The 19,191-nt window shown below is 65.2% G+C and carries 23 protein-coding genes and 2 pseudogenes; 13 read left to right on the top strand and 12 right to left on the bottom strand.

All coding sequences use genetic code 11. The features are described 5' to 3' along the window. The 3 genes and pseudogenes from F9K20_RS17160 to F9K20_RS17150 all read left to right on the top strand — a co-directional run. Nucleotides 1-464 (top strand): annotated as a pseudogene (locus F9K20_RS17160) (DNA primase); the annotation flags it as partial. 230 nt (nt 465-694) lie between these two features. Beyond that, nucleotides 695-2,719, top strand: coding sequence for an RNA polymerase sigma factor RpoD (gene rpoD / locus F9K20_RS17155; RefSeq protein ID WP_291004630.1), 2,025 nt, complete (start codon nt 695-697; stop codon nt 2,717-2,719). 5 nt (nt 2,720-2,724) lie between these two features. Continuing rightward, a pseudogene (locus tag F9K20_RS17150) lies at nt 2,725-2,925 on the top strand (serine hydrolase); the annotation flags it as partial. Nucleotides 2,926-3,163: 238 nt separating this feature from the next. Here F9K20_RS17150 and F9K20_RS17145 read toward each other — a convergent pair. Further along, nucleotides 3,164-4,087 (bottom strand): formylglycine-generating enzyme family protein, encoded by a 924-nt coding sequence (locus F9K20_RS17145; RefSeq protein WP_291004627.1) that lies wholly within the window; start codon nt 4,085-4,087, stop codon nt 3,164-3,166. A 127-nt stretch (nt 4,088-4,214) separates the two neighbouring features. Continuing rightward, nucleotides 4,215-4,481, bottom strand: a complete 267-nt coding sequence (locus tag F9K20_RS17140; RefSeq protein WP_291004625.1) for a hypothetical protein — start codon at nt 4,479-4,481, stop codon at nt 4,215-4,217. 188 nt (nt 4,482-4,669) lie between these two features. Here F9K20_RS17140 and F9K20_RS17135 point away from each other — a divergent pair, with 188 nt between their 5' ends. Next, the gene (locus F9K20_RS17135; RefSeq protein ID WP_291004622.1) at nt 4,670-5,485 is read left to right on the top strand and encodes a quinoprotein dehydrogenase-associated SoxYZ-like carrier; all 816 of its coding nucleotides are present in this window, start codon (nt 4,670-4,672) and stop codon (nt 5,483-5,485) included. Between the two features lie 63 nt (nt 5,486-5,548). On the opposite strand, the gene F9K20_RS17130 is transcribed toward F9K20_RS17135, so the two are convergent. Together F9K20_RS17130 and greA are read right to left on the bottom strand one after the other, a co-directional pair. After that, the gene (locus F9K20_RS17130; RefSeq protein WP_291004619.1) at nt 5,549-7,498 is read right to left on the bottom strand and encodes a hypothetical protein; all 1,950 of its coding nucleotides are present in this window, start codon (nt 7,496-7,498) and stop codon (nt 5,549-5,551) included. 81 nt (nt 7,499-7,579) lie between these two features. After that, complete coding sequence (gene greA, locus F9K20_RS17125) at nt 7,580-8,038, bottom strand: transcription elongation factor GreA (protein ID WP_291004616.1); 459 nt, start codon at nt 8,036-8,038, stop codon at nt 7,580-7,582. A gap of 133 nt (nt 8,039-8,171) precedes the next feature. Here greA and F9K20_RS17120 point away from each other — a divergent pair, with 133 nt between their 5' ends. The 3 genes from F9K20_RS17120 to F9K20_RS17110 all read left to right on the top strand — a co-directional run bounded on the left by F9K20_RS17120 (nt 8,172) and on the right by F9K20_RS17110 (nt 10,076). Continuing rightward, nucleotides 8,172-8,555, top strand: coding sequence for a hypothetical protein (locus F9K20_RS17120; RefSeq protein ID WP_291004613.1), 384 nt, complete (start codon nt 8,172-8,174; stop codon nt 8,553-8,555). Next, nucleotides 8,555-9,238 carry a CAP domain-containing protein gene (locus tag F9K20_RS17115; protein WP_291004610.1) on the top strand — a complete coding sequence of 228 codons (684 nt, stop codon included), beginning with the start codon at nt 8,555-8,557 and terminating at the stop codon, nt 9,236-9,238. The genes F9K20_RS17120 and F9K20_RS17115 overlap by 1 nt, the downstream gene beginning before the upstream one ends. Before the next feature lie 127 nt (nt 9,239-9,365). Then, on the top strand, nt 9,366-10,076 hold the full coding sequence (locus F9K20_RS17110; protein WP_291004607.1) for a CAP domain-containing protein: 711 nt from the start codon (nt 9,366-9,368) through the stop codon (nt 10,074-10,076). Here F9K20_RS17110 and recO read toward each other — a convergent pair. From recO to F9K20_RS17090, 4 genes are read right to left on the bottom strand one after another with little or no spacing between them, the layout of a single operon-like run. Continuing rightward, nucleotides 10,073-10,813, bottom strand: coding sequence for a DNA repair protein RecO (gene recO, locus F9K20_RS17105; protein WP_291004604.1), 741 nt, complete (start codon nt 10,811-10,813; stop codon nt 10,073-10,075). The two genes, F9K20_RS17110 and recO, sit on opposite strands and share 4 nt — an antisense overlap. Before the next feature lie 9 nt (nt 10,814-10,822). Then, nucleotides 10,823-11,128 (bottom strand): membrane protein insertion efficiency factor YidD, encoded by a 306-nt coding sequence (gene yidD, locus F9K20_RS17100; RefSeq protein ID WP_291004601.1) that lies wholly within the window; start codon nt 11,126-11,128, stop codon nt 10,823-10,825. Next, nucleotides 11,121-11,585 (bottom strand): cupin domain-containing protein, encoded by a 465-nt coding sequence (locus tag F9K20_RS17095; protein ID WP_291004598.1) that lies wholly within the window; start codon nt 11,583-11,585, stop codon nt 11,121-11,123. The genes yidD and F9K20_RS17095 overlap by 8 nt, the downstream gene beginning before the upstream one ends. Nucleotides 11,586-11,601: 16 nt before the next feature. Continuing rightward, entirely contained in the window at nt 11,602-12,066 is a 465-nt protein-coding gene (locus F9K20_RS17090) for an iron-sulfur cluster assembly scaffold protein (protein ID WP_291004595.1), read from the bottom strand. A gap of 155 nt (nt 12,067-12,221) precedes the next feature. Between F9K20_RS17090 and folE the strand changes: the two genes are divergently transcribed. The 3 genes from folE (at nt 12,222) to F9K20_RS17075 (ending at nt 14,510) form a co-directional block, all read left to right on the top strand. Beyond that, on the top strand, nt 12,222-12,842 hold the full coding sequence (gene folE, locus F9K20_RS17085; RefSeq protein ID WP_291004592.1) for a GTP cyclohydrolase I FolE: 621 nt from the start codon (nt 12,222-12,224) through the stop codon (nt 12,840-12,842). Nucleotides 12,843-12,870: 28 nt separating this feature from the next. Beyond that, nucleotides 12,871-13,317, top strand: coding sequence for a phosphoribosyl-AMP cyclohydrolase (gene hisI / locus F9K20_RS17080; RefSeq protein ID WP_291004589.1), 447 nt, complete (start codon nt 12,871-12,873; stop codon nt 13,315-13,317). A 236-nt stretch (nt 13,318-13,553) separates the two neighbouring features. After that, nucleotides 13,554-14,510, top strand: a complete 957-nt coding sequence (locus F9K20_RS17075) for a patatin-like phospholipase family protein (RefSeq protein WP_291004586.1) — start codon at nt 13,554-13,556, stop codon at nt 14,508-14,510. Nucleotides 14,511-14,544: 34 nt separating this feature from the next. On the opposite strand, the gene F9K20_RS17070 is transcribed toward F9K20_RS17075, so the two are convergent. Both F9K20_RS17070 and F9K20_RS17065 read right to left on the bottom strand, forming a co-directional pair. After that, the gene (locus F9K20_RS17070; protein ID WP_291004583.1) at nt 14,545-14,976 is read right to left on the bottom strand and encodes a CBS domain-containing protein; all 432 of its coding nucleotides are present in this window, start codon (nt 14,974-14,976) and stop codon (nt 14,545-14,547) included. A gap of 173 nt (nt 14,977-15,149) precedes the next feature. Further along, complete coding sequence (locus F9K20_RS17065; protein ID WP_291004580.1) at nt 15,150-15,875, bottom strand: rhomboid family intramembrane serine protease; 726 nt, start codon at nt 15,873-15,875, stop codon at nt 15,150-15,152. 232 nt (nt 15,876-16,107) lie between these two features. Here F9K20_RS17065 and F9K20_RS17060 point away from each other — a divergent pair, with 232 nt between their 5' ends. The 3 genes from F9K20_RS17060 (at nt 16,108) to F9K20_RS17050 (ending at nt 18,392) form a co-directional block, all read left to right on the top strand. Then, nucleotides 16,108-16,755, top strand: coding sequence for a PAS domain-containing protein (locus tag F9K20_RS17060; RefSeq protein WP_291004577.1), 648 nt, complete (start codon nt 16,108-16,110; stop codon nt 16,753-16,755). Nucleotides 16,756-16,968: 213 nt separating this feature from the next. Next, complete coding sequence (locus F9K20_RS17055; protein WP_291004574.1) at nt 16,969-17,616, top strand: PilZ domain-containing protein; 648 nt, start codon at nt 16,969-16,971, stop codon at nt 17,614-17,616. A gap of 101 nt (nt 17,617-17,717) precedes the next feature. Then, nucleotides 17,718-18,392 carry a transglutaminase-like cysteine peptidase gene (locus F9K20_RS17050; protein WP_291004571.1) on the top strand — a complete coding sequence of 225 codons (675 nt, stop codon included), beginning with the start codon at nt 17,718-17,720 and terminating at the stop codon, nt 18,390-18,392. A gap of 16 nt (nt 18,393-18,408) precedes the next feature. Here F9K20_RS17050 and F9K20_RS17045 read toward each other — a convergent pair whose 3' ends face one another. Next, nucleotides 18,409-18,939, bottom strand: a complete 531-nt coding sequence (locus F9K20_RS17045) for a gamma carbonic anhydrase family protein (RefSeq protein WP_291004568.1) — start codon at nt 18,937-18,939, stop codon at nt 18,409-18,411. Nucleotides 18,940-18,945: 6 nt separating this feature from the next. Further along, on the bottom strand, nt 18,946-19,161 hold the full coding sequence (locus tag F9K20_RS17040; protein ID WP_291004565.1) for a DUF3126 family protein: 216 nt from the start codon (nt 19,159-19,161) through the stop codon (nt 18,946-18,948). Nucleotides 19,162-19,191 lie beyond the last annotated feature (30 nt).

Raw genomic sequence — 19,191 nt, 5'->3', positions numbered from 1 at the left:
CCGGCTGGCCGCGCGAGGCGCTGCTGATCAAAACGCTGCTCAACCATCCCTGGCTGATCGACGAGCATGCCGAGGAAATCGCCGGCCTGGCCTTCGGCTCCGCGCCCCTCGCCCGCCTACGCGATGCCGTCCTCGGCCACCAGGCTGTGGAGAATAATCTTGACAGCGCCCGTCTGCGCTCCCAATTGAGCGAGACGGGCCTCGGCAAGGTCGTAAACCTTGTCGAGCGTTCTGTTACGCATAGAAGCGATCGTTTCGCAGAGCCTGATGCCCCGCGGGCCGAGGTGGAGATTGGCTGGCGCCACGCCCTCGCGCTGCATGAGAGGCAGGTCGGCTTGCAGAAGTCGCTCGAAGCAGCCGTCCAGGCTTATCACCGGGACGGCTCCGAGGACGCGCTGGCGCGCATCTGCGAGATCCAGGGCCTGCTTGCTCGGGCAAGCGAACAGCCCGTATCCGCAGATTAACGTGCTCGGTGTTGGCGCGACCCTTGCGAGCGGCGGGGGCAAGGTGACGGCTAGGCGCCCCGCGCGTGCGGCGCGGGCGAAGGTCGACGGGGTAGTTAATGGTGGGACGCCGGCGGGGCTTAATTGCGCAGGCCCGGGGTGTTTTACCGATGCCGTAGTGGCCGCGACGGATTGTCGCAAACTGGTTAGGCGCTGTTAGAGCGGGATACGAGCCCTTGAAAGCACAGGCCCTGAAAACGAAAGCCTCCTCCGGCGGATCGCGCAGCAAAGCGGCGCCCGCGGCTAAGAATGAGGATCAGGACAAGCAGGCCACGGAAACGCAAGAGCGGGACAGCCCGCTGCTCGACCTTTCCGATCAGGCCGTCAAAAAGCTTCTGAAGACCGCCAAGGCGCGCGGGTACGTCACCTACGACGAGCTCAACTCCGTTCTGCCGTCGGAGGAAGTGTCCTCCGAGCAGATCGAGGACACGATGGCGATGCTGTCCGACATGGGCATCAACGTCGTCGATGTGGAGGAAGGCGAGGAGGGCCAGGAGGCTGCCGGCGCCGACGAGCCGGACGAGGAGGAAGGCGGCCGTGCCATCGCCACGCAGTCCGCCGTCGCCACCACCAGCACCCGCGCCGAGCCTACCGAGCGCACCGACGATCCAGTGCGCATGTACCTGCGCGAGATGGGCTCGGTCGAGCTTCTATCGCGCGAGGGCGAAATCGCCATCGCCAAGCGCATCGAGGCCGGCCGCGAGGCGATGATCGCCGGACTGTGCGAAAGCCCCCTCACCTTCCAGGCCATCATCATCTGGCGCGACGAGCTGAACGAAGGCAAGATTCTGCTCCGCGACATCATCGATCTCGAAGCCACCTACGAGGGCCCCGAGGCCAAGCAGCCCCCGCCCGCCCTTGGTGGCGACGGCGAAGCGTCCGAGGAAGCTGCCGAGGGTGGCGAGACGCCGCCCGAAGGCGAGATGGACGACGAGGACGACTACGAGAACGCCCTGTCGCTGGCGGCCATGGAGGCGGAGCTGAAGCCGAAGGTGCTGGAGACCTTCGACCGCATCGCGGGCACCTACAAGAAGCTGCGCAAGCAGCAGGACAAGAAGCTCGAGCAGCAGGTCGCCGGCGAAACCGGCTCCAAGCAGCAGCAAAAGGCCTACGACAAGCACCGCGACGAGATCATCGCCGACGTCAAGAGCCTGTCGCTCAACAACAACCGTATCGAGAGCCTCGTCGAGCAGCTCTACGGCATCAACAAGAAGCTGGTCGGCCACGAGGGCCAGCTGATGCGTCTAGCCGAATCCTGCGGCGTGCCGCGCCAGGCGTTCATCGACGAGTACTTCGGCAACGAGCTCGACCAGACGTGGCTCGACCGCGTCGGCGGCCTGGGGCGCAAGTGGGGCACCTTCGTCAAGAACGAGAAGATGCGCATCGAGCGGCTGCGCGGCGAGATCCACACGCTGGCCTCGGAGACCGGCCTCGAGATCCTGGAGTTCCGCCGCATCGTCAAAGCGGTGCAGAAGGGCGAGCGCGAGGCGCGCCAGGCGAAGAAGGAAATGGTGGAGGCCAACCTGCGCCTCGTCATCTCCATCGCAAAGAAATACACCAACCGCGGCCTGCAGTTCCTCGACCTCATCCAGGAAGGCAACATCGGCCTCATGAAGGCGGTCGACAAGTTCGAGTACCGCCGCGGCTACAAGTTCTCCACCTACGCCACGTGGTGGATCCGGCAGGCGATCACGCGCTCGATCGCCGATCAGGCGCGCACCATCCGCATCCCCGTGCACATGATCGAGACCATCAACAAGATCGTGCGCACGTCGCGCCAGATGCTGCACGAGATCGGCCGCGAGCCGACGCCGGAGGAGCTGGCCGAGAAGCTGGCCATGCCGCTGGAGAAGGTGCGCAAGGTCTTGAAGATCGCCAAGGAGCCGATCAGCCTCGAGACGCCCATCGGCGACGAGGAAGATTCGCACCTCGGTGATTTCATCGAGGATCGCAACGCGGTGCTGCCCATCGATGCGGCGATCCAGTCCAACCTGCGCGAGACGACGACGCGCGTCCTGGCTTCGCTCACCCCGCGCGAGGAGCGCGTGCTGCGCATGCGCTTCGGCATCGGCATGAACACCGACCACACGCTGGAGGAAGTCGGCCAGCAGTTCTCGGTGACGCGCGAGCGCATCCGGCAGATCGAGGCCAAGGCGCTGCGGAAATTGAAGCACCCCTCGCGCTCGCGCAAGCTCCGCTCCTTCCTCGACAACTGAACGTCGCCGGCTTGCCGGCAAGCTGGCGGGTCGGAGACAAGACGGGCACGGGCGGCAACGGCGCGACGAACGATGTCGCGATCGTCTGGCCACCGGAACGCGGACCGGTTCTCATCGCCGTCTACCTGGCAGAGACGACTGCCGAGCTCACAGCACGCAACGCCGCTATTGCCGACGTGGGCCGCGCCGTTGCCGCAGCGCTCTGACGAAGTATGCGCATCCGCCACAGCGAGGCCAAGGCGCTGCGCAAGCTCAAGCACCCGAGCCGGTCGCGAATGTTCCGCCCTTTCCTGGACAATTAGCTAGTCGCAGGTATGCTGCGCCGATGGCGGGCAAACCGCACCGCGCTTCGTGCCGAATGATCAGAACTCAACAGTGACTGGATCACGTCCGGTCTCTGCATGGCTTTGCGAGTAGCAGAGTGGTGAAGCAGCAAGAGCTGATTCATTCTGGCACCGGAAGAGCACGGGCAACACGGAAGCCGTAGCCGCTCAGCCGGTACTCGGGAAAGATCGCGTTACGGAACGCCGCGCGCATGCTCCTCGGATTGCCCATCCAAGAGCCACCGCGGAGAACGCGATCGCAGTCGGGCTCGTCGGGTACGGCGGAGCCATCCGTGGGAGCTGTCGCGTACGCATTCTCGTCATGACAGTCCTGCACCCATTCCCAGACATTGCCATGCATGTCGTAGAGGCCGAAATCGTTGGGCTTGAACGAGCCCACAGGTGCCGTCTGCTCGTTGTCCCACTGGCTCTTGCAGCCGTTGCAGTTGGCGTTGTTTTCGCCGAGGACATCACCCCACGAGTAGCGCGTCGTCGCTCCTGCGCGCGCGGCGTACTCCCATTCTGCCTCGGTCAGTAGTCGATACGCCTGGCCCGTCACCCTGCTCAGCCACGTCAGGTACTGCTTGGTGATGTCGTCCCAGGACACGTTGATCACGGGCCGCGCGCCCTGGCCCCATCCCTGATCGCTGGGTCGATGCTCGCAGCCGCCCGCATCGATGCAGGCGTTCCATTCCGCAAACGTCACCTCAAACCTCGATGCCGCGAAAGGCGTTGCGATGGTGACCTTGTGCTGAGGGCGTTCATTCTCGCGGGCGTCTGCGTCGGTTTCCGGCGATCCCATCATGAAGCTGCCTGTGGGGATGACCACCATCTGCGGGCAGGCCGAGCAGTCCTGGAATACCGTGCCGCTCTTGGTCAGATCTTTGGTCAGGTCTACGAAGCGGAAGACTGCAGCTGTCGCCGCCGGCGTCCAACGGCTGTAGTTGATGCCGGCGACGCCAATTCCCGCCAGCAGTGCCAATACAATTGCGTAACGCGCCTCGGCGTTGTTGCTGCTGGAATGGCTCAAGAATATGCGCGCCACGGCAATATCCCCGCGATCCTCCTTAACCGGTGCTAGCCGCCGAGTGGCCGTGTCTCACCGTCGATTTGGGCGACACAGAAGGTGCTGGCGGCCAGCTTCGTCTGCAAGGGGTCATAGGCATCATGCTTCAGCGGGCAATGAGGCGGTTGTAGACGGCGCCGAGAACCGCGGCCGTGACCCAGCCGAAGGCGATGCTGAACACGATCCCGTCGATCCACACGCGCACCGAATCGAGCGGCGCGGCCGAGAACAGGCCGACCCAGGCGTGGGAAGCGCGCAGGTCCGGGAACAGCAGCGCCACGACGAGGCAAATGACGAAGAGGACGACGAGCGCCGCCGACAGCGCCCAGCCGAGGGCGCTGATGTTGAAGGGCGCATTTTGCGTGGTGGGCATGGGGTCCTCCCACAGTTGAGAGCGACGCGGCCAGTATATCCCTCCGCCGACCGCGCGGATATCTGCACGCAAATCAATGCGGTGCGCGTCGCCGAGCGGCCGCGGGCGGTATCGCGCACGTCCCCGTTGTGAGACGCAGACGCTTCGGCGATACTGAGCGGTGCACAGAAGAACGAGGGAATCGCTCCATGCGCCGCGTCAGCTTGCTCCTCGCCCTAGCCGCCGCCGTAGGCACCATAGGCCTCGCCGCGGTCCCGCGCGCCCAGGCCGGCAAGGCATGGGACGAGATCCGCGCCGGCGTGTTCGCGGGCCGCACCATCAACCCCGCCGGCGACGTCGTGCTGCTCACCGCGCCGATGCGCCCGCTCGACCAGCGCGCCGTGCCCATCGAGGTCGAGGCCAGGTTCGCCGACGGGCGCTCGGTGCGCGCCGTCACCCTCATCGTCGACGAGAACCCCTCCCCCGTCGCCGCCCAGTTCGACATCGGCGGCAAGCGCGAGCACCTGCGCCTCGCCACGCTCCTGCGCCTCAACGCGGCGACCGACGTGCGCGCCGTCGTCGAGGCTTCCGACGGGCAGCTCTACATGGCCGAGCGGTTCGTGAAGTTCGCTGGCGGCCAGGCCGCCTGCTCGGCCCCGCCTTCGGGCAGCCCCGAGCAAATCGCCGCCACGATGGGCAAGATGAGCCTCGAGCCGCTGTCCAAGCAGGCGGCGGCGACCGAGGTCGAGCCGCGCGCCCGCCTCAAGATCATGCACCCCAACCACACCGGCATGGTGCTCGACCAGCTGACGCTGCTGTACGTGCCCTTACGCATCGTCACCGACCTCGAGGTGAAGCAGGGCGAGGAGCGCGTATTCGCCATGAAGGGCTCGATGACCATGGCGCAGGACCCGGTGATCGACTTCGACTACCGGGTCAACGGTGCCGACAGCCTGCTCGTTGAGGCGCGCGATAGCGACGGCGCCAGCTGGGCGCGCGCCTTCCCCGTCGGGCATGGCAGCTGATGCCGGGCGTCGAGCTTGCCCCCTAAAATCCCACCGGCGGCCCCCGCACACGCCTACGCAGCCCTAGTCCGTCTCGCCGAGTTCCCGCAGGATCAGCCTCAAGTGCTTTGAGAGAGTAGCCAGCGAATTGCGCAGTTCCTCGCCCTCGCTTGGATACCACCGCTCCCAAAGCGGAACCTCGGCTGGCGGTCGCCCAACCTCATTCAGACGCTGCGCGGATTGGTCACGCGCGTGCTCCACCTCGACCAGAATCGACCGAACCCGCTCGGCGATGTTCGGTCCCCCTCCCGATACCACGGCGGCATCGGCTCGAAGGCCTGCCAATTGGACCATCGCCCACGTGTTAACGTGATGGCGCTCAAAATACTCTATGTCGTCCAGATCAGTCCCAGGAATACAGGATCGATCCATATTCTTGATGAATTCCGCCTGACGTTCTGCCCTGGCGCGATGCTCCTTGTAGTCATCCACGTCTAATAAGCTCGCATAATAGGCGTAATTGTTGCTTGCCTGCGCATACACCATCAATATCCGCAGATAGACCGGGTCGAGCACACCGCAATTCCTCCCCTGGTCAATTTTTTTCAGCGTTGATTCCCCCAACAATGCATAGACCGTCTCCAACAGCTTTTCACTCTCAATCACCCGCAAGTCGGGTCTGGCCAATTGCCCCTCGGACAGTTCATTCAAATACTGATTCATCCGCAGCCGCATCGACATGCGTCGCCAGGCCAATCGATAGGCGTCGCCCACTCTCGTCAAGAAATCGGGGCGCACGCCATCCACGGCAAACTGCGGCGCCCGCAATAATTGAGTGCCAACCGCGCCGCTCGCATTCGTCTTCTGCAGCCAGCGCTCCAACTCAAACGCGGCGGACCGATTGTCACCACTCGCCGCGTGGAGTTCCGCAATGAGGTAGGAAAGAAATGGTCGAACTGATGTTTGCGATGATTCCACAAATTTGTGAATGTCGTCCGGGCTCGCCCTGTATTCCTTGAGTGCCGCGCACGATACTTCTAGCGCATTCTCGGGCGGGTCGTGCAGCGTGAGATTATCGGGACGTCTTCCGATGCCTCCCTTGGATAATCCGTACAATCTGCCCGCGGCCGCATCCAATGTCCCTTTAATTTCAGCTTCCAGATCGCTCATTGCCAGAGCCGAGCTTCCCGCCTCATTCGGTGCTGGTGCATGCGTAAGATTTGGTTTGCGGTCCACTTTGGCTGGGCCGTAAGCTCCATCTATATGTTTCAGAGCGATGATCGGGTCGGCAACGATTTGCCCGGTGAGTTGGGGCTCCCGCATCAGCAAGTAGAGCCCTTTTAAGCAACCTACGATCGGAACTATCAACCGCTCCTCGGCATTCAAGTCGAACGGATCGCGCTCGCTTTCCAACTTTAGATCTGCCCCGGCTGTCGTTTTAAGCCCACTTTGTCTTACAAGGGCATTCACCAGCACCTCATCGGAATATGTATTGGCGCGCAGCGCCAATATCCGATCGAGGGCGCTTGCCAGCCCTCGATCCCTGTTCCCGCCCGAGTACGACTGCCCAGGTAGATTACTGAGCGCTTTGTTGCCAGTCCCGCCGTGCTCGGGTAGCGAGAGTTCCAAAGCTACCGATGGGATCTGTATCTTTTTGACGAGACCGAGAAGCCGGGGCGGCGCGATTTCGGTTACCGCGACGACCACGAGAAGTGTTCCTCCGATCAGCAGCCCTACTCGGACGCGTCCCTGGCGTGCCTGCTCGGCTTCGTCTTGCGGCTTTTGGCGGGCCAGTAGCGCCCATTCGACAAAGAATATCGTGCCCAGCCCAATAGCGAATAGGCCCGTAGGACTCGCGGGCAGTTGCCAAAGAAGGGGCGAACCAGCGTGGTAAAGGAAAACGACTATCGATAAGAATAGCAGGGCTGCAGCAGCTAAAAAAGAGGATTTGTGCGATCTTATGTATTCGCTGTAGTCGCGCAATAATGCCGATACAGCGAGGCCACCAATGATTCCCAATATAAATGCCAGCATAATGCGGCGCCTTCAAATGCCTTGAAAAATCATCTTTGCTAAAAGACAATAAGTCACGTATTTCTCACGCCTGAGGGGCGCCTACCGCACCTCCACAATTTCAGCGTCGGCGCCGGCGATGCGGATGGTGTCGCCGACCTCCTTGCCAGCCAGCTGGCGCGCCAAGGGCGACACGTACGAGATCGAGCCCTTGCCCGGATCGGCCTCGTCCTCGCCGACGATGCGGTACGTTTGCCGCCGCCCGTCCGCCCGCTCGATGGTCACCGTGGAGCCGAAATGCACGCGCTCGGTGTCGGCCGGCGCCGGCACCAATTCGGCCGAGGCCAGCCGCGCGCCCCAGTAGCGCACCTCGCGCGCCGTGGCGGCCATCGCCTCGCGATCGCCAGCCACCTGCGCGGCGGCGTGCGCGGCATCGGCGCGGCGCAACTCCGCCTCGATGTGGGCGAGACCCTCCTTGGTGACGAGGTTGGGGTGCTCGGAGATCAGCTTGTCGGGCAGCTCCTCGACGCTCTCCTGCTCCTTGACGAAGGCGCGGCTCATATCGGTTCCTTCCGTCTGGCCGGCGCCGGCAAGTTCCGGCGCAAGAGGGTCAGTATACCCGGGCCAGGAAATTGCGCATGACGCGGCGCAACACGTTGTTGCCGGCGCCGGCGCAGCCTACATTCGGGCTGCAATGGGAATCGCCGCCATAAACGTCAGCCTGACGGGTTTCGAAAAGCGCCACCATAGGGTGATCTCGCGCCCCGCCTTCGCCCGCCGCATGCTGCGGGCGTCCGGCATTTGGTTGGGACTGACGACGTTCGGGCTCGCCGTCGGCATCGCCGGCTATGCCGGCTTTGAAGGCATGTCGCTGACGGATGCCTTTCTCAATGCGGCGATGATCCTCTCCGGGATGGGCCCGGCCGCGGAGCTGAAGACCGAGGCCGGCAAAGTGTTCGCAGGCTGTTACGCCATCTTCTCCGGGCTCATCATCATCATCGCCACCGGCTTCGTGCTGGCGCCGATCTTCCATCGCGTGCTGCACAAGTTCCACGTCGAAACACGCAGCGACGAATAGTGCCCGTCCTCCCCGACATCCCGGCGGCGGAAGCCGCCATCGTCGAGATGACGAATGCCTTCCGGGCGCAGCACAGGCTGGCGCCGGTGCGGCACAACCCCAAGCTTGCGGCAGCGGCGCGCGGCTACGCCAGGAAGCTCGCCGGCCAATCGGCGCTGTCGCACACAGCGGACGGCACAACGCCGGCCGAGCGCATCGCCGCGGCCGGCTACCACTATTGCCAGGTGGGCGAGAACCTCGCCGCGATCCTCGATACGCGTGGGTTCACCGCGGCCGAGTATGCGCGCCGCGCGGTCGAGGGTTGGGAGGACTCGCCCGGGCATCGCAAGAACATGCTGCTGCCGTTCGTCACCGAGACCGGCGTCGCGGTGGCGCGCGCCTCGCCAACGGAGCCCAACTACATCGCCGTGCAGCTATTCGCCCGCCCCGAAGCGGCGAAGTACAGCTTCAAGGTGACGAATGCGGCGCCACAGGCGGTCGCCTATACGTTCAACGGCGAGGATAACACCGTCTCGCCGCGCGAGATCGTCACCCACACGGCGTGCCTGCCGGGCACCATTACGTTCGCGACCGGGAGCCGGGCCAGCGCCTCCTCGCAGTATGAAGCCGGAGATGGGCAGGTGTACGCGATCAAATCGACCGCTGCCGGCATCGCCGTCGAGGTCAGCCGCAAACCGCGCTGAGCCGAATTTGTCGTCCGGGCACGGATTTTTCACCCCGCCGGCGATATTGCGCTGCAAACCGCTGGCCGCATCGCTTGTTTCCGGGGAGACTGCGGAGTTGCTCGCCCGTGCCGCTGATGGCGCACGCATGCCGATCACCGCCGACATACCGGCCGCCGAGGTGGCCATCGTCGAGATGACGAACGCCTTCCGCAGGAAGCACGAGCTTGCGGCGGTGCGTCCCAATGCGCAGCTGGAGGCTGCCGCGCGTGCCTACGCGCGTGTCCTCGCCGCCGGCACCGACCTGTCGCACACGCTCGAGGAGTCGACGCCGGCGACGCGGGCGCAGAAGGCCGGCTATGCGTACTGCCAGATCGCCGAGAACCTCGCCATGGCCTCCTACAGCGGCAGATTCACGCCGAGCGACTACGCCAATCGCGCCATGCGCGGCTGGGAGCACTCGCCCACCCACCGCCGCGTTCTCATGCTGCCGCATCTGACCGACATCGGCGTCGCCGTGCTGCGCGCCTCGCCCGACGATCAGCGCTACATCGCCGTGCAGCTGTTCGGGCGGCCGCGCACGGCGCGCTACGAGTTCAAGGTGCGCAACACGGGCAGGAAGACCGTCGCCTACGAGTTCGCCGGCAAGCGCTATGACCTCGAGCGCGAGCAATACATGACCCACAAGGTGTGCCTGCCCGGCAGCATCGACGTGATCACCGGCCGGGCCAGGAAGGCCACGGCGCGCTATGAGGCGCGTGACGGCCAGGTCTATTCGCTCGAGGCCGGTCCCGAGGGCGTGACGGTCGACGTCGCACCGGACCCGCGCCACACCACCGAGGTGGCGGCGCCGAATTAGGCGGCCTGCGCGGCGCGGCGCACCATCAGATCCTTGAGCCGCACGCGCGCCGCCGGCATCTCTTCCTCGCGCGGGATCAAGACGCGCGTCTCGAGGAAATGTCCGGTGAGGTTGAGCCCGGCGACGACATCGTCGGGCGTTGCGGCTCCTCCCTGGCGGCCCTTGGCGAGAAAGCCCGGCAAGCGCAACAGCCGGTCCTTGTAGTCGGCGCCGGCGGTGGCCGAGACGGCACGGCCCGACTTCGGCGACACGTAGATCAGATCGTCCTTGCTCCCGGTGGCGGCGCAGGCCGAGAGGTCGAGGCCGAAGCCAAGCTCGTCGAGCAGCGCCAGCTCCCAGCGCACCATCAGCGCCGGCCACACCTCCGGCTCGTCGAGATAGCCGAGCACGAACAGCGCCACCTCGAATAGCGCCGGGTGCGGGTCGCGCTCGGGCAGCAGGCGCGCCAAGGCACACAGCGAGGAGAGGCCGGCCAGCGCGGCCGGGTCCTCCATCGCCTGCGCCGCATACCCCTTGCGCAGCTCGACGAGCAGGTGGCCGAGGTGCTCGGCGAGGCGCGCCTTCCAGGTGGCGTCGACGTGGTTGCCGGTCTGCAGCACCGGACGCAGCTTGCGCGAGCGCCCACCGTGCACCAGGCCGAGATGGCGGCCATGCGCGCGGGTGAAGATTTCCGCCACGGCCGCCGTCTCGCCGTGCGGCTTCACCGACAGGATAATGCCCTCATCGGACCACTGCATTGCTTCTCGCTACGGTAGCTTGTGCCAGCGCCAGCGGCCGTAGCGCCAGGGCGCAAGCGCGTGCCGCTCGGCGCGAATGTCGGGCACCGGATCGAGCCCCCGCGTACCGTATGGGTGGCAGCGCGACAAGCGCGAGACGGTGAGCCACAAGCCGCGCCAGGGCCCGTTCTTGTCGATGGCTTCGAGCGCGTATTCGGAGCAGGTCGGCAGGTGCCGGCAGTTCCAGCCGACGTACGGCTTCAGCGTCCAGCGGTAGAGGTGGATCGGAGCCTTCAGGAGCGCGCCGGTCAGGCTCGTTCGACCATGCTCACTCATACGGCTCGCCGGATTTGCGCACGAAGCGGTAGCGCCCGTCGCGTTTCTCGGCGCGCAGATCGACGTCGGAGTAGGTCGCATCCTCGTCCTTCGAGCGGGTGCCGATCTCGAGATAGGTCGCCGGCTGCGGGCTGCGGTTGATGAGATGATGACCATTCGCCTCGCCCGCCGGGAACCCTGCCGCCATTCCCGGCTTCAGCACGCACTCCCCCTCGTCGGTGATGAGCACGAGCTCACCTTCCAGCATGTAGACGCACTCGTCCTCCTTCGCATGCCAATGACGCAGCGAGGACATGGCACCGGGCTCGAGCGTCGTCAGGTTGACGCCGAACTGCGTGAGGCCCAGCGCTTCCGTCAGGGCGCGCTTGATGCGCCCGTCGAAACCGGCGGCAAACTCGGCCGGGTAAATCGTGCCGCGCCGCCCGGCGAGCTGCAATGGATCGCGGATCACCGCCATGGACCGCCCCGCTGCGTCAGGCGGTGGCGGCGTTGGCGCCGACCGCACGCTTGGCCTCGATCTGGTCGACGGCGCGCTCGAGCGCATCGAACACCAGCATCACCGAACCGTGGCGCGCCTTGTAGTGGCGCACCGGCTCCAGGAGCTCGAGATCCGCGAAGCGCCCCCCCGGCGGCGGGCCGTTTTCCTTCAGCATGCGGCGCATGGCGCCGGCGACATCGCGCAGCTCGGCAGCAGTGGCGCCGATGATATGCTCGCCGACGATGGCGCAAGCCGCCTGCCCGAGCAGGCACGCCTTCACGCTCTGCCCGTAGCCGGTCACCGCTCCCTCGCGCATGTTGAGGTCGATCGACACGGTCGAGCCGCACAGCTTCGAGTGCGCGGAGACGGTCGCATCGGGAGCGGAAAGGCGCGCCGAATGCGGTATGTGCGCCGCCAGTTCCAGCAGTCTCGAGTTGTAGATCTCGTTTAGATCGGCCATGTGTCGCCCTGATGCGAGGCAGCTCAATTCGGTCCCGCCGGCCTTCCCAAGCGCGTCGCGGGTGCCGATAATATAGGGCACCCTGTCGCCCCGCACAGCCCGGACAGGCTGCCGCAAAGCCGCAACTGCGCGATCTCACACCAAAGGAGCGCCCCGTGACCGATACCCCGGGCCTCAAGCTCAAAAGGGCGCCGCGCCTCAAACCCTCGCGCGAGGAGGCGGAGGACGCGGTGCGTACGCTGCTCGCCTGGGCCGGCGACGATCCCGCGCGCTCGGGGCTCATCAACACGCCTAAGCGGGTGGTCGAGGCCTTCGAGGAGCGGTTCAGCGGCTATCGCGAGGACGCCGCCGCCGAGCTCGCGCGCACCTTCGAGGACGTTTCCGGCTACTCCGACATGATCCTGTTGCGCGACGTGCGCCTGGAAAGCCATTGCGAGCACCACATCGCCCCGTTCACCGGCATTGCGCATGTCGCCTACCTGCCGGACAAGCGCGTCGTCGGCTTGTCGAAGCTCGCCCGCGTGGTCGATATCTTCGCGCGCCGTCTGCAGGTGCAGGAATCACTGACCGCACAGATCGGCGAGACCATTCAGCAGAGCCTGGCGCCGCTCGGGGTCGCGGTGATGATCCGCGCCGCGCACCAGTGCATGACGCTGCGCGCCGTCAATCAGCCCGCGGCCGTCATGGAGACGACGCACTTCACCGGCGTGTTCGACAAGGACGAGAGCTGGCGCCAGCGCTTCCTCGATGCGGTGCGCCTGCGCGCCGGCGCATAGTTCGGCCCTTCACTCAGCAGGTTTTTGCATGGCTTTTACGAAGACGTATGCGTTCAACCCGCGCGGCTCCAAGGCCGAGATCGAGAAGGGTCTCGACTTCCAGCCGAAGTTCGATGCCGATGGCCTCATCCCGGCGATCGTCACCGACGCCCGCACGGGCGAAGTCTTGATGTTTGCTTTCATGAATGCCGAGGCGCTCGCGCTCAGCATCGAGACCGGCATTGTCCACTTCTGGAGCCGCTCGCGCGGCGCACTTTGGAAAAAGGGCGCGGAAAGCGGCAACGTGTTTAACATCCTCGAAATGCGCACCGACTGCGATCAGGACGTCGTCTGGTTGCGCGTCACAGTCGAGGGTGATGGCCAGGCCTGTCACACCGGCCGCCGCAGCTGCTTTTACCGGCTCGTTGCGGTGAACGGCGGAGCGGCAGTGGGCGCGCACCTCGTCATGGCGCCCGACGCCGACGAGCCCGGCTGAAACTAAACCCCACCTGAAGTCCGTATTAGTTGTTGCATCGCACCTGCTTCGACCGCAGTGCGAGACGAGTTGCGTCATAGTGCAAGGTTAATCTTGGACGCTTATATCTGAGGCGTATGCTGAGTTGAGGGCGCATTCGCTGAGTCGCCGCAACGGGGCACAAAATGCGCACCAGGACGTTAAGCAAGCGCAGATCTTGGGGTCAGACAGGCGGCATCGCATAAGCAGGTGAGGACATGGCCAAGGCAAAGATCGGTCTGGCATTGGGGGGCGGCGCGGCACGCGGCTGGGCCCACATCGGTGTCCTCAAAGCTCTCGTCGAAGCCGGCATCAAGCCCGACATCATCGTCGGCACCTCCATCGGCGCCGTCGTCGGCGCCTGTCACGCCGCCGGACATCTCGATGCCCTCGAAGAGTTCGCCCGCGACCTGACGCGCCGGCGCATCTTCGGCTACCTCGATTTCAACTTCGCCGGCACAGCGCTCATCAACGGCCAACGCCTGTGCGATCGGCTGGAGAGCCATCTGGGCCATCTGCACATCGAGGAGCTCGACCCGCGCTTCACCGCCGTCGCCACCGAACTCGGCACCGGACACGAGATCTGGCTGTCGCGCGGACGCCTCGCCGACGCCGTGCGCGCCTCCTACGCGCTGCCCGGCATCTTCCGACCGGTGAAGATCAATGGCCGCTGGCTGTTCGACGGCGCGCTGGTCAATCCCATTCCCGTCTCGGTCGCCCGCGCGCACGGCGCCCGTTACGTGATCGCCGTCAACCTGAACTTCGACGTGTGCGGCCGCGGCACCATCGTTCCGCACCTCGAGCCCGACGTGTCGGCCGAGGCTGAGGCTGATGCGCCGCCCGTCAATGGCAAGAACGGCAGCGCCATGCGCAACCTGTTGAAGCGCCAGGTGCTTGGCAAGAGCGAGGCGGTTCCCGGCATTTCCACGGTCATGGTCGAGGCCTTCAACATCGTGCAGGACCGCATTGCGCGCTCGCGCCTCGCCGGCGACCCGCCGGACGCAATGATCAACCTGCGCCTTTCCGATATCGGGCTGTTCGATTTCCATCGCGCCGAGGAGCTGATCCGCCGCGGCGAGGATGCAGCCAAGCGGCATCTTTCCGAGATGCACCGCGAGATCGACGCCCGCCGCCACGCGCCGGGCGCACATACGGGCATCGTCCCCCTCGCCTAGCGGGGCGCCCGTTTCAGCAAGCGCGCGAAAGTGCCTAGCCGGTAACGAAGTAGCCGCGCATGGCGGTCACTTCCATTTCCACCTCGGCGATGTGGTTCTTCACGATGTCGCCGATAGAGACGATGCCGACGAGCGCGCCATCCTCGATCACGGGCACGTGGCGGAAGCGGCCCTGCGTCATCACTTCCATGAGCTCATCGAGCGTCGTCGTTTCCTGGCAGGAGATGACGTTGGAGGTCATGCTCTTGGACACGGGCTCGCTCAGCACCTCCGGCCCCCGCTCGCCGAGCTTGCGGATGACGTCGCGCTCGGAGACGATGCCGACCACCTCGCCCTTGTCGCCGACAATGACGATGGCGCCGATCTTCTTTTGTGCAAGTTTGTTGACGATCTCCAGAAGCGAAGCGTCCGGGCGCGCGGTTGCAACGGCTCGTCCCTTCGCCTTCAGGATCTGTCCGATATTCATTTGCATCCTCCCACTGCGCTCTGACAGTCGAAGTCCAGAAACGACGCCGTCGCGTTCCAGTTCCCCGGCGGCGCACCCTCCGGCAATCGACGCAAAGTCATCTGCCTTGTTGGCCGCTCGGCCCAGCCGTCGGCAGTTCATCGTGCTGCAATCACGCCGCTGACGCAAGTCATTCAATGCAGCCTGGCGGAACCGGATGAATTGTCGGTTTGCGGCGCATCAAAGAAGCCGAATGTTAAAAGGCCGGCGAAATACCCGCCGATGTGCGCCTCCCAGGCGATGCCGCTCTCGCCCACGCTGCCGAGACCGAGCACAGCTAGGATATTGGCGGCGAGAAAAACGAGCGTAACGAGCACGACGCGCTTGTCGGTGATGGCCACCATGAGCGGCATCAGGGGTGCCGAACGCGGATCCTCCCGCAGTGCGGCGAGACCGCGACCGTCCACCGCCGTGAATAGAAAGCGCATCGTCGCCCCCATCAGGCCCGATATCGCGCCCGACGCACCGACCATCGGCAGCATCAGCCCGGGGTTGAATAGGAGAAACGTCGCCGCTCCCGCGGTGGCGCAGAAGCCGAACAGGAGCAAGAAGCGAAGCGATCCCACGCGGTTGGCAACGGCGCCACCGAAGGCGACCAGCCAGGCAGCATTGAGCCCCAGATGCACCCAATCGCCGTGCACCAGAGTGTGCGTGAGAAAGGAGGTGACGGACGCAATCTCGCCGCCCGGTAGTTCTTGCGCAAAGCCCGCATAGCGCACCGGGATGAACGCCAGCGCCAGGGTGACCCAGGTGTCCCACGCCTCCGGCAGCCCGAGGCGGACGAGATGGACGGAAATCATCAGCGCCAGCACCGCGAGCACGCTGCCCGGCACGTTGAACATCGGCTCGTGTCGGCTCACCGGTCGCCCTCGTTGCAGCCCGTCCGTGTCGCGGGTCCATCGCAGACCGCGTCGCGGCCGGCAGAGTTAACGTCAGCCGCCCCTTGCAGCAACCACGATGTGAACGCCGGGCGGCACTGGCACGGTTGCTGCTCCTAACGCCTCAGAAGCGGATCGGCGAACCCAGATTGTCCCGATCCGGGACGGCCGTTTACGGGGCCCTCACGGGGGCGTGGCGCTTATCGGTTCGCTCATGGATTTGAAACACAAGACCAGCCAGATCCTACTCGCCTACTGGAACAAGGTCCGCGGCAATCGCACTACGCCGCGGCGGTTCGAGATCGAGCCGGCGAGGATCGCCTCGATCCTGCCCTCCACATTCATTCTCGAGCGCATCGACGCCGAGGCCTATCGCTTCCGGCTCGCCGGCACCAATGTTTGCGACATTTTCGGCACCGAGCTGCGCGGCACGAATTTCCTCGATGGCTGGTCCGCGATGGACCGTCTCGCCCTGATCCGCCACTTGGCCGCCCTCGCCAAGCAAGGCGCGGTCGAGAGGATCCACATGGAGGCGGCCCCGGTGGCACGCGCCTCGACCCCGTTCGAGGTGTTGCTGCTACCTCTGCGGCACACCGGCGACGACATCGACCGCGTACTGGGAGCGCTCGTGCCGCTCGATCCGCCCCACTGGCTGGGCGAGCTGCCCCTCACCAGCAAGCGGATCATCGCTCACGAGCTGGTGTGGCCCGGGGGCGCTCCGACGATCGTCGATGAGGGGCGCGTCCGCAACGACGTGCCGGTGCTGCTACCGGCCGATCACGCGCGCATCGTGCGCTCCGAGCGCCGCCAGTTCCGCGTCTTCGAGGGCGGGCTCGGCCGCGCCGATCTCGACAAGTCCTGACCATCGGACCCCGGCCACCGCGCGGCCTGCCCGCGATTTTGCGGCCCTTTCTCAGTCCGCTAACTGCGATGCATACAGAAATGACGCGGCAATTAGCCGTTCGTTAAGCCGCACACCTGCATAGTCGAAGCCGGAACAGAGCCTTCAGCGTACGCGTTTGGCCTGGCTCGCGGAAAGCGGACCGCCCTTGGCGGCCCAATCGCAGGAACGGCTATGTCGACGAGTGCGGATGCATTTCGGCCAATTGCTGCGGCCGATGCGGGCTATCAGGGACCCAATAAGCGCCGCTTCCCGCGCTACGCGCTGAGCCTGCCCGGCCGCTTCATGCGCGCCGATAAGCTCGATCATCCCTGCCGCCTCATCGATATCTCGGTCGAAAGCGCCGCCATGACGACGGCGGTGCCGCTGCGTTTGGGCGAAAACCTCATCGTCTACCTCATGCATCTTGGCGGGCTCGAAGGCAGCGTCGTGCGCCTGTTTCCCGGCAGCTTCGCCATGGCCATCAGCGGTACGCAGCGCAAGCGCGACAAGCTCGCGATGCAGATACCCCGTCTCGCCGCTCAATCGGAAATACCCGAAGGCGAGGAGCGCGAGTTCCCCCGCGTGTCGGCTGACGAGGCGGCGCTGCTCGTGCTGCCCGACGGCAGCACCATGGTCTGTCCGCTGCACGATCTCTCCATCTCGGGCGCGGCAATCGTCACGCCGGCGCGGCCGCCGCTCGGCGCCGAGGTGATGCTCGACAAGCGTCGCGCCACCGTCGTGCGCCACCACGAGCGCGGCATCGCCGTCGAGTTCGTTAACGAGCGCTTCACGAGCAGCGACGCATTGAGCGCCAGCTTAAGGGCTGCGCCACGAAGGTGAACGATCAGCGAGTTTTTCGCTTCAAATCCGGGGACGTTGTTTCAGCGTAATTCGAGTTCTGTCGGGTAGCTTTGAGAGGAAGTGTAACGGGGTTTTCGGTCATGCAGCGGGTCCACCTTGGCGCTATCGTCCTCATCGGCGGCATGCTTGCCTCATCGGCGGCGTGGGCGCAGGGCGTGTCGAATATTCAGAGGCCCGACAAGGCGGATGGCTCCTCCGCGCAGGGCTCGCCCTTCATGCGCATCTTCGGACCGGCGCAGCCGCCGCATGGATTCGTGCGCTTCTGCGAGGCCAACCCGCACGAGTGCTCCTCCGATCACAGCCAGGAGAGCCGCTTCGACGCGTCCGTCGAGCGCCTCAAGGAACTCGACGAGATCAATCGCACGGTCAACCGGGAAGTCGCCCCGGCGACCGATCTGGAGGTCTACGGCGTCAACGAGTATTGGACGCTGCCGCGCACCCGCGGCGATTGCGAGGATTACGCCCTGCAGAAGCGGCATAATCTGATCCGCAAGGGCTGGCCCGTCAGTGCGCTGCTGCTGACCGTCGTGCGCGACGAAAAGGGCGAAGGTCACGCCGTCCTGACGGCGCGCACAGTGCAGGGCGACTACATCCTCGACAACAAGATCGAGGACGTGCGCGTGTGGAGCAAAACGCCCTACCAGTTCGTGATGCGCCAATCGTATCTGAACCCGAAGGTATGGGTGGCGCTCGACACCCGCCAGGGCCCGCTGGCGACATCGCTGTCCGGTCTCGAAAACGAGAGCATGGAATGACGGCGAGCCGCTGGCCTCAGGCCTGCGGCTTCAACCCGGCGGCAAACCGCTTCCAGTTCTTCACGTAGCGCCCGGCGGCGGCGCCGAAGCGCGCGACATCTTCCGCCGTCAGCTGGCGGACGATCTTGCCGGGTGAGCCGAGCACCATGGAGCGCGGTGGGATCTCCTTGCCCTCGGCAATCAGCGTGTTGGCGCCGATCAGGCATTCCTCGCCGATCTTGGCGCCATTGAGGATGATCGAGCCGATGCCGACGAGGCTGCCGCGGCCGATCGTGCAGCCGTGCAGCATGACCATGTGGCCGACGGTGCAGTCGGCGCCGACGGTCAGCGGGAAGCCGGGGTCGGTGTGCAGCACGCAGCCTTCCTGCACGTTGGAGCGGGCGCCGATGCGGATCGGCTCGTTGTCGCCGCGCAGCACGCTTCCGAACCACACACTGGCCTCTTCCTCGAGGATCACCTTGCCGATGAGGACGGCGGTCGGCGCTACCCAGAAGCGGCCCTCGCCCGGCGTTTCGACGCGGACTCCGTCGAGCTCGTAGAGCGACATGCGGGATCAGGCCTGCTCGAGATCGAGGTCGAGGATCGCCATCTGGAACTGGTAGGAGACCTCGCCCTCCTCCTCCTCGCGGAACAGCACGGCGATGAACTCCCCGTTGACGAACACCTCGGCCGAATCCTTCTTCTTCGGGCGCGCCCGCACCTCGAGCGACGGCGTGCCGAACGTCTTGCGCAAATAGGCCTGCAGCCGAGCGACTTCTTTGGGGTCCACGTGCGTCATCTCCCTTGGACGGGACTAGGC

Origin of the sequence: Hyphomicrobium sp. (assembly GCF_009026145.1) — a bacterium.
Classification (GTDB): Bacteria; Pseudomonadota; Alphaproteobacteria; order Rhizobiales; family Hyphomicrobiaceae; genus Hyphomicrobium_A.
This window is presented reverse-complemented; position numbering and strand designations above follow the sequence as displayed.

What these genes read in the sequence shown, in the direction of transcription:
- F9K20_RS17140 (WP_291004625.1), bottom strand. Translation starts at nt 4,481, where the DNA reads ATGCCCACCACGCAAAATGCGCCCTTCAACATCAGCGCCCTCGGCTGG.
- F9K20_RS17135 (WP_291004622.1), top strand. Translation starts at nt 4,670, where the DNA reads ATGCGCCGCGTCAGCTTGCTCCTCGCCCTAGCCGCCGCCGTAGGCACC.
- F9K20_RS17130 (WP_291004619.1), bottom strand. Translation starts at nt 7,498, where the DNA reads ATGCTGGCATTTATATTGGGAATCATTGGTGGCCTCGCTGTATCGGCA.
- greA (WP_291004616.1), bottom strand. Translation starts at nt 8,038, where the DNA reads ATGAGCCGCGCCTTCGTCAAGGAGCAGGAGAGCGTCGAGGAGCTGCCC.
- F9K20_RS17120 (WP_291004613.1), top strand. Translation starts at nt 8,172, where the DNA reads ATGGGAATCGCCGCCATAAACGTCAGCCTGACGGGTTTCGAAAAGCGC.
- F9K20_RS17110 (WP_291004607.1), top strand. Translation starts at nt 9,366, where the DNA reads ATGCCGATCACCGCCGACATACCGGCCGCCGAGGTGGCCATCGTCGAG.
- recO (WP_291004604.1), bottom strand. Translation starts at nt 10,813, where the DNA reads ATGCAGTGGTCCGATGAGGGCATTATCCTGTCGGTGAAGCCGCACGGC.
- yidD (WP_291004601.1), bottom strand. Translation starts at nt 11,128, where the DNA reads ATGAGTGAGCATGGTCGAACGAGCCTGACCGGCGCGCTCCTGAAGGCT.
- F9K20_RS17095 (WP_291004598.1), bottom strand. Translation starts at nt 11,585, where the DNA reads ATGGCGGTGATCCGCGATCCATTGCAGCTCGCCGGGCGGCGCGGCACG.
- F9K20_RS17090 (WP_291004595.1), bottom strand. Translation starts at nt 12,066, where the DNA reads ATGGCCGATCTAAACGAGATCTACAACTCGAGACTGCTGGAACTGGCG.
- hisI (WP_291004589.1), top strand. Translation starts at nt 12,871, where the DNA reads ATGGCTTTTACGAAGACGTATGCGTTCAACCCGCGCGGCTCCAAGGCC.
- F9K20_RS17075 (WP_291004586.1), top strand. Translation starts at nt 13,554, where the DNA reads ATGGCCAAGGCAAAGATCGGTCTGGCATTGGGGGGCGGCGCGGCACGC.
- F9K20_RS17070 (WP_291004583.1), bottom strand. Translation starts at nt 14,976, where the DNA reads ATGAATATCGGACAGATCCTGAAGGCGAAGGGACGAGCCGTTGCAACC.
- F9K20_RS17060 (WP_291004577.1), top strand. Translation starts at nt 16,108, where the DNA reads ATGGATTTGAAACACAAGACCAGCCAGATCCTACTCGCCTACTGGAAC.
- F9K20_RS17055 (WP_291004574.1), top strand. Translation starts at nt 16,969, where the DNA reads ATGTCGACGAGTGCGGATGCATTTCGGCCAATTGCTGCGGCCGATGCG.
- F9K20_RS17050 (WP_291004571.1), top strand. Translation starts at nt 17,718, where the DNA reads ATGCAGCGGGTCCACCTTGGCGCTATCGTCCTCATCGGCGGCATGCTT.
- F9K20_RS17045 (WP_291004568.1), bottom strand. Translation starts at nt 18,939, where the DNA reads ATGTCGCTCTACGAGCTCGACGGAGTCCGCGTCGAAACGCCGGGCGAG.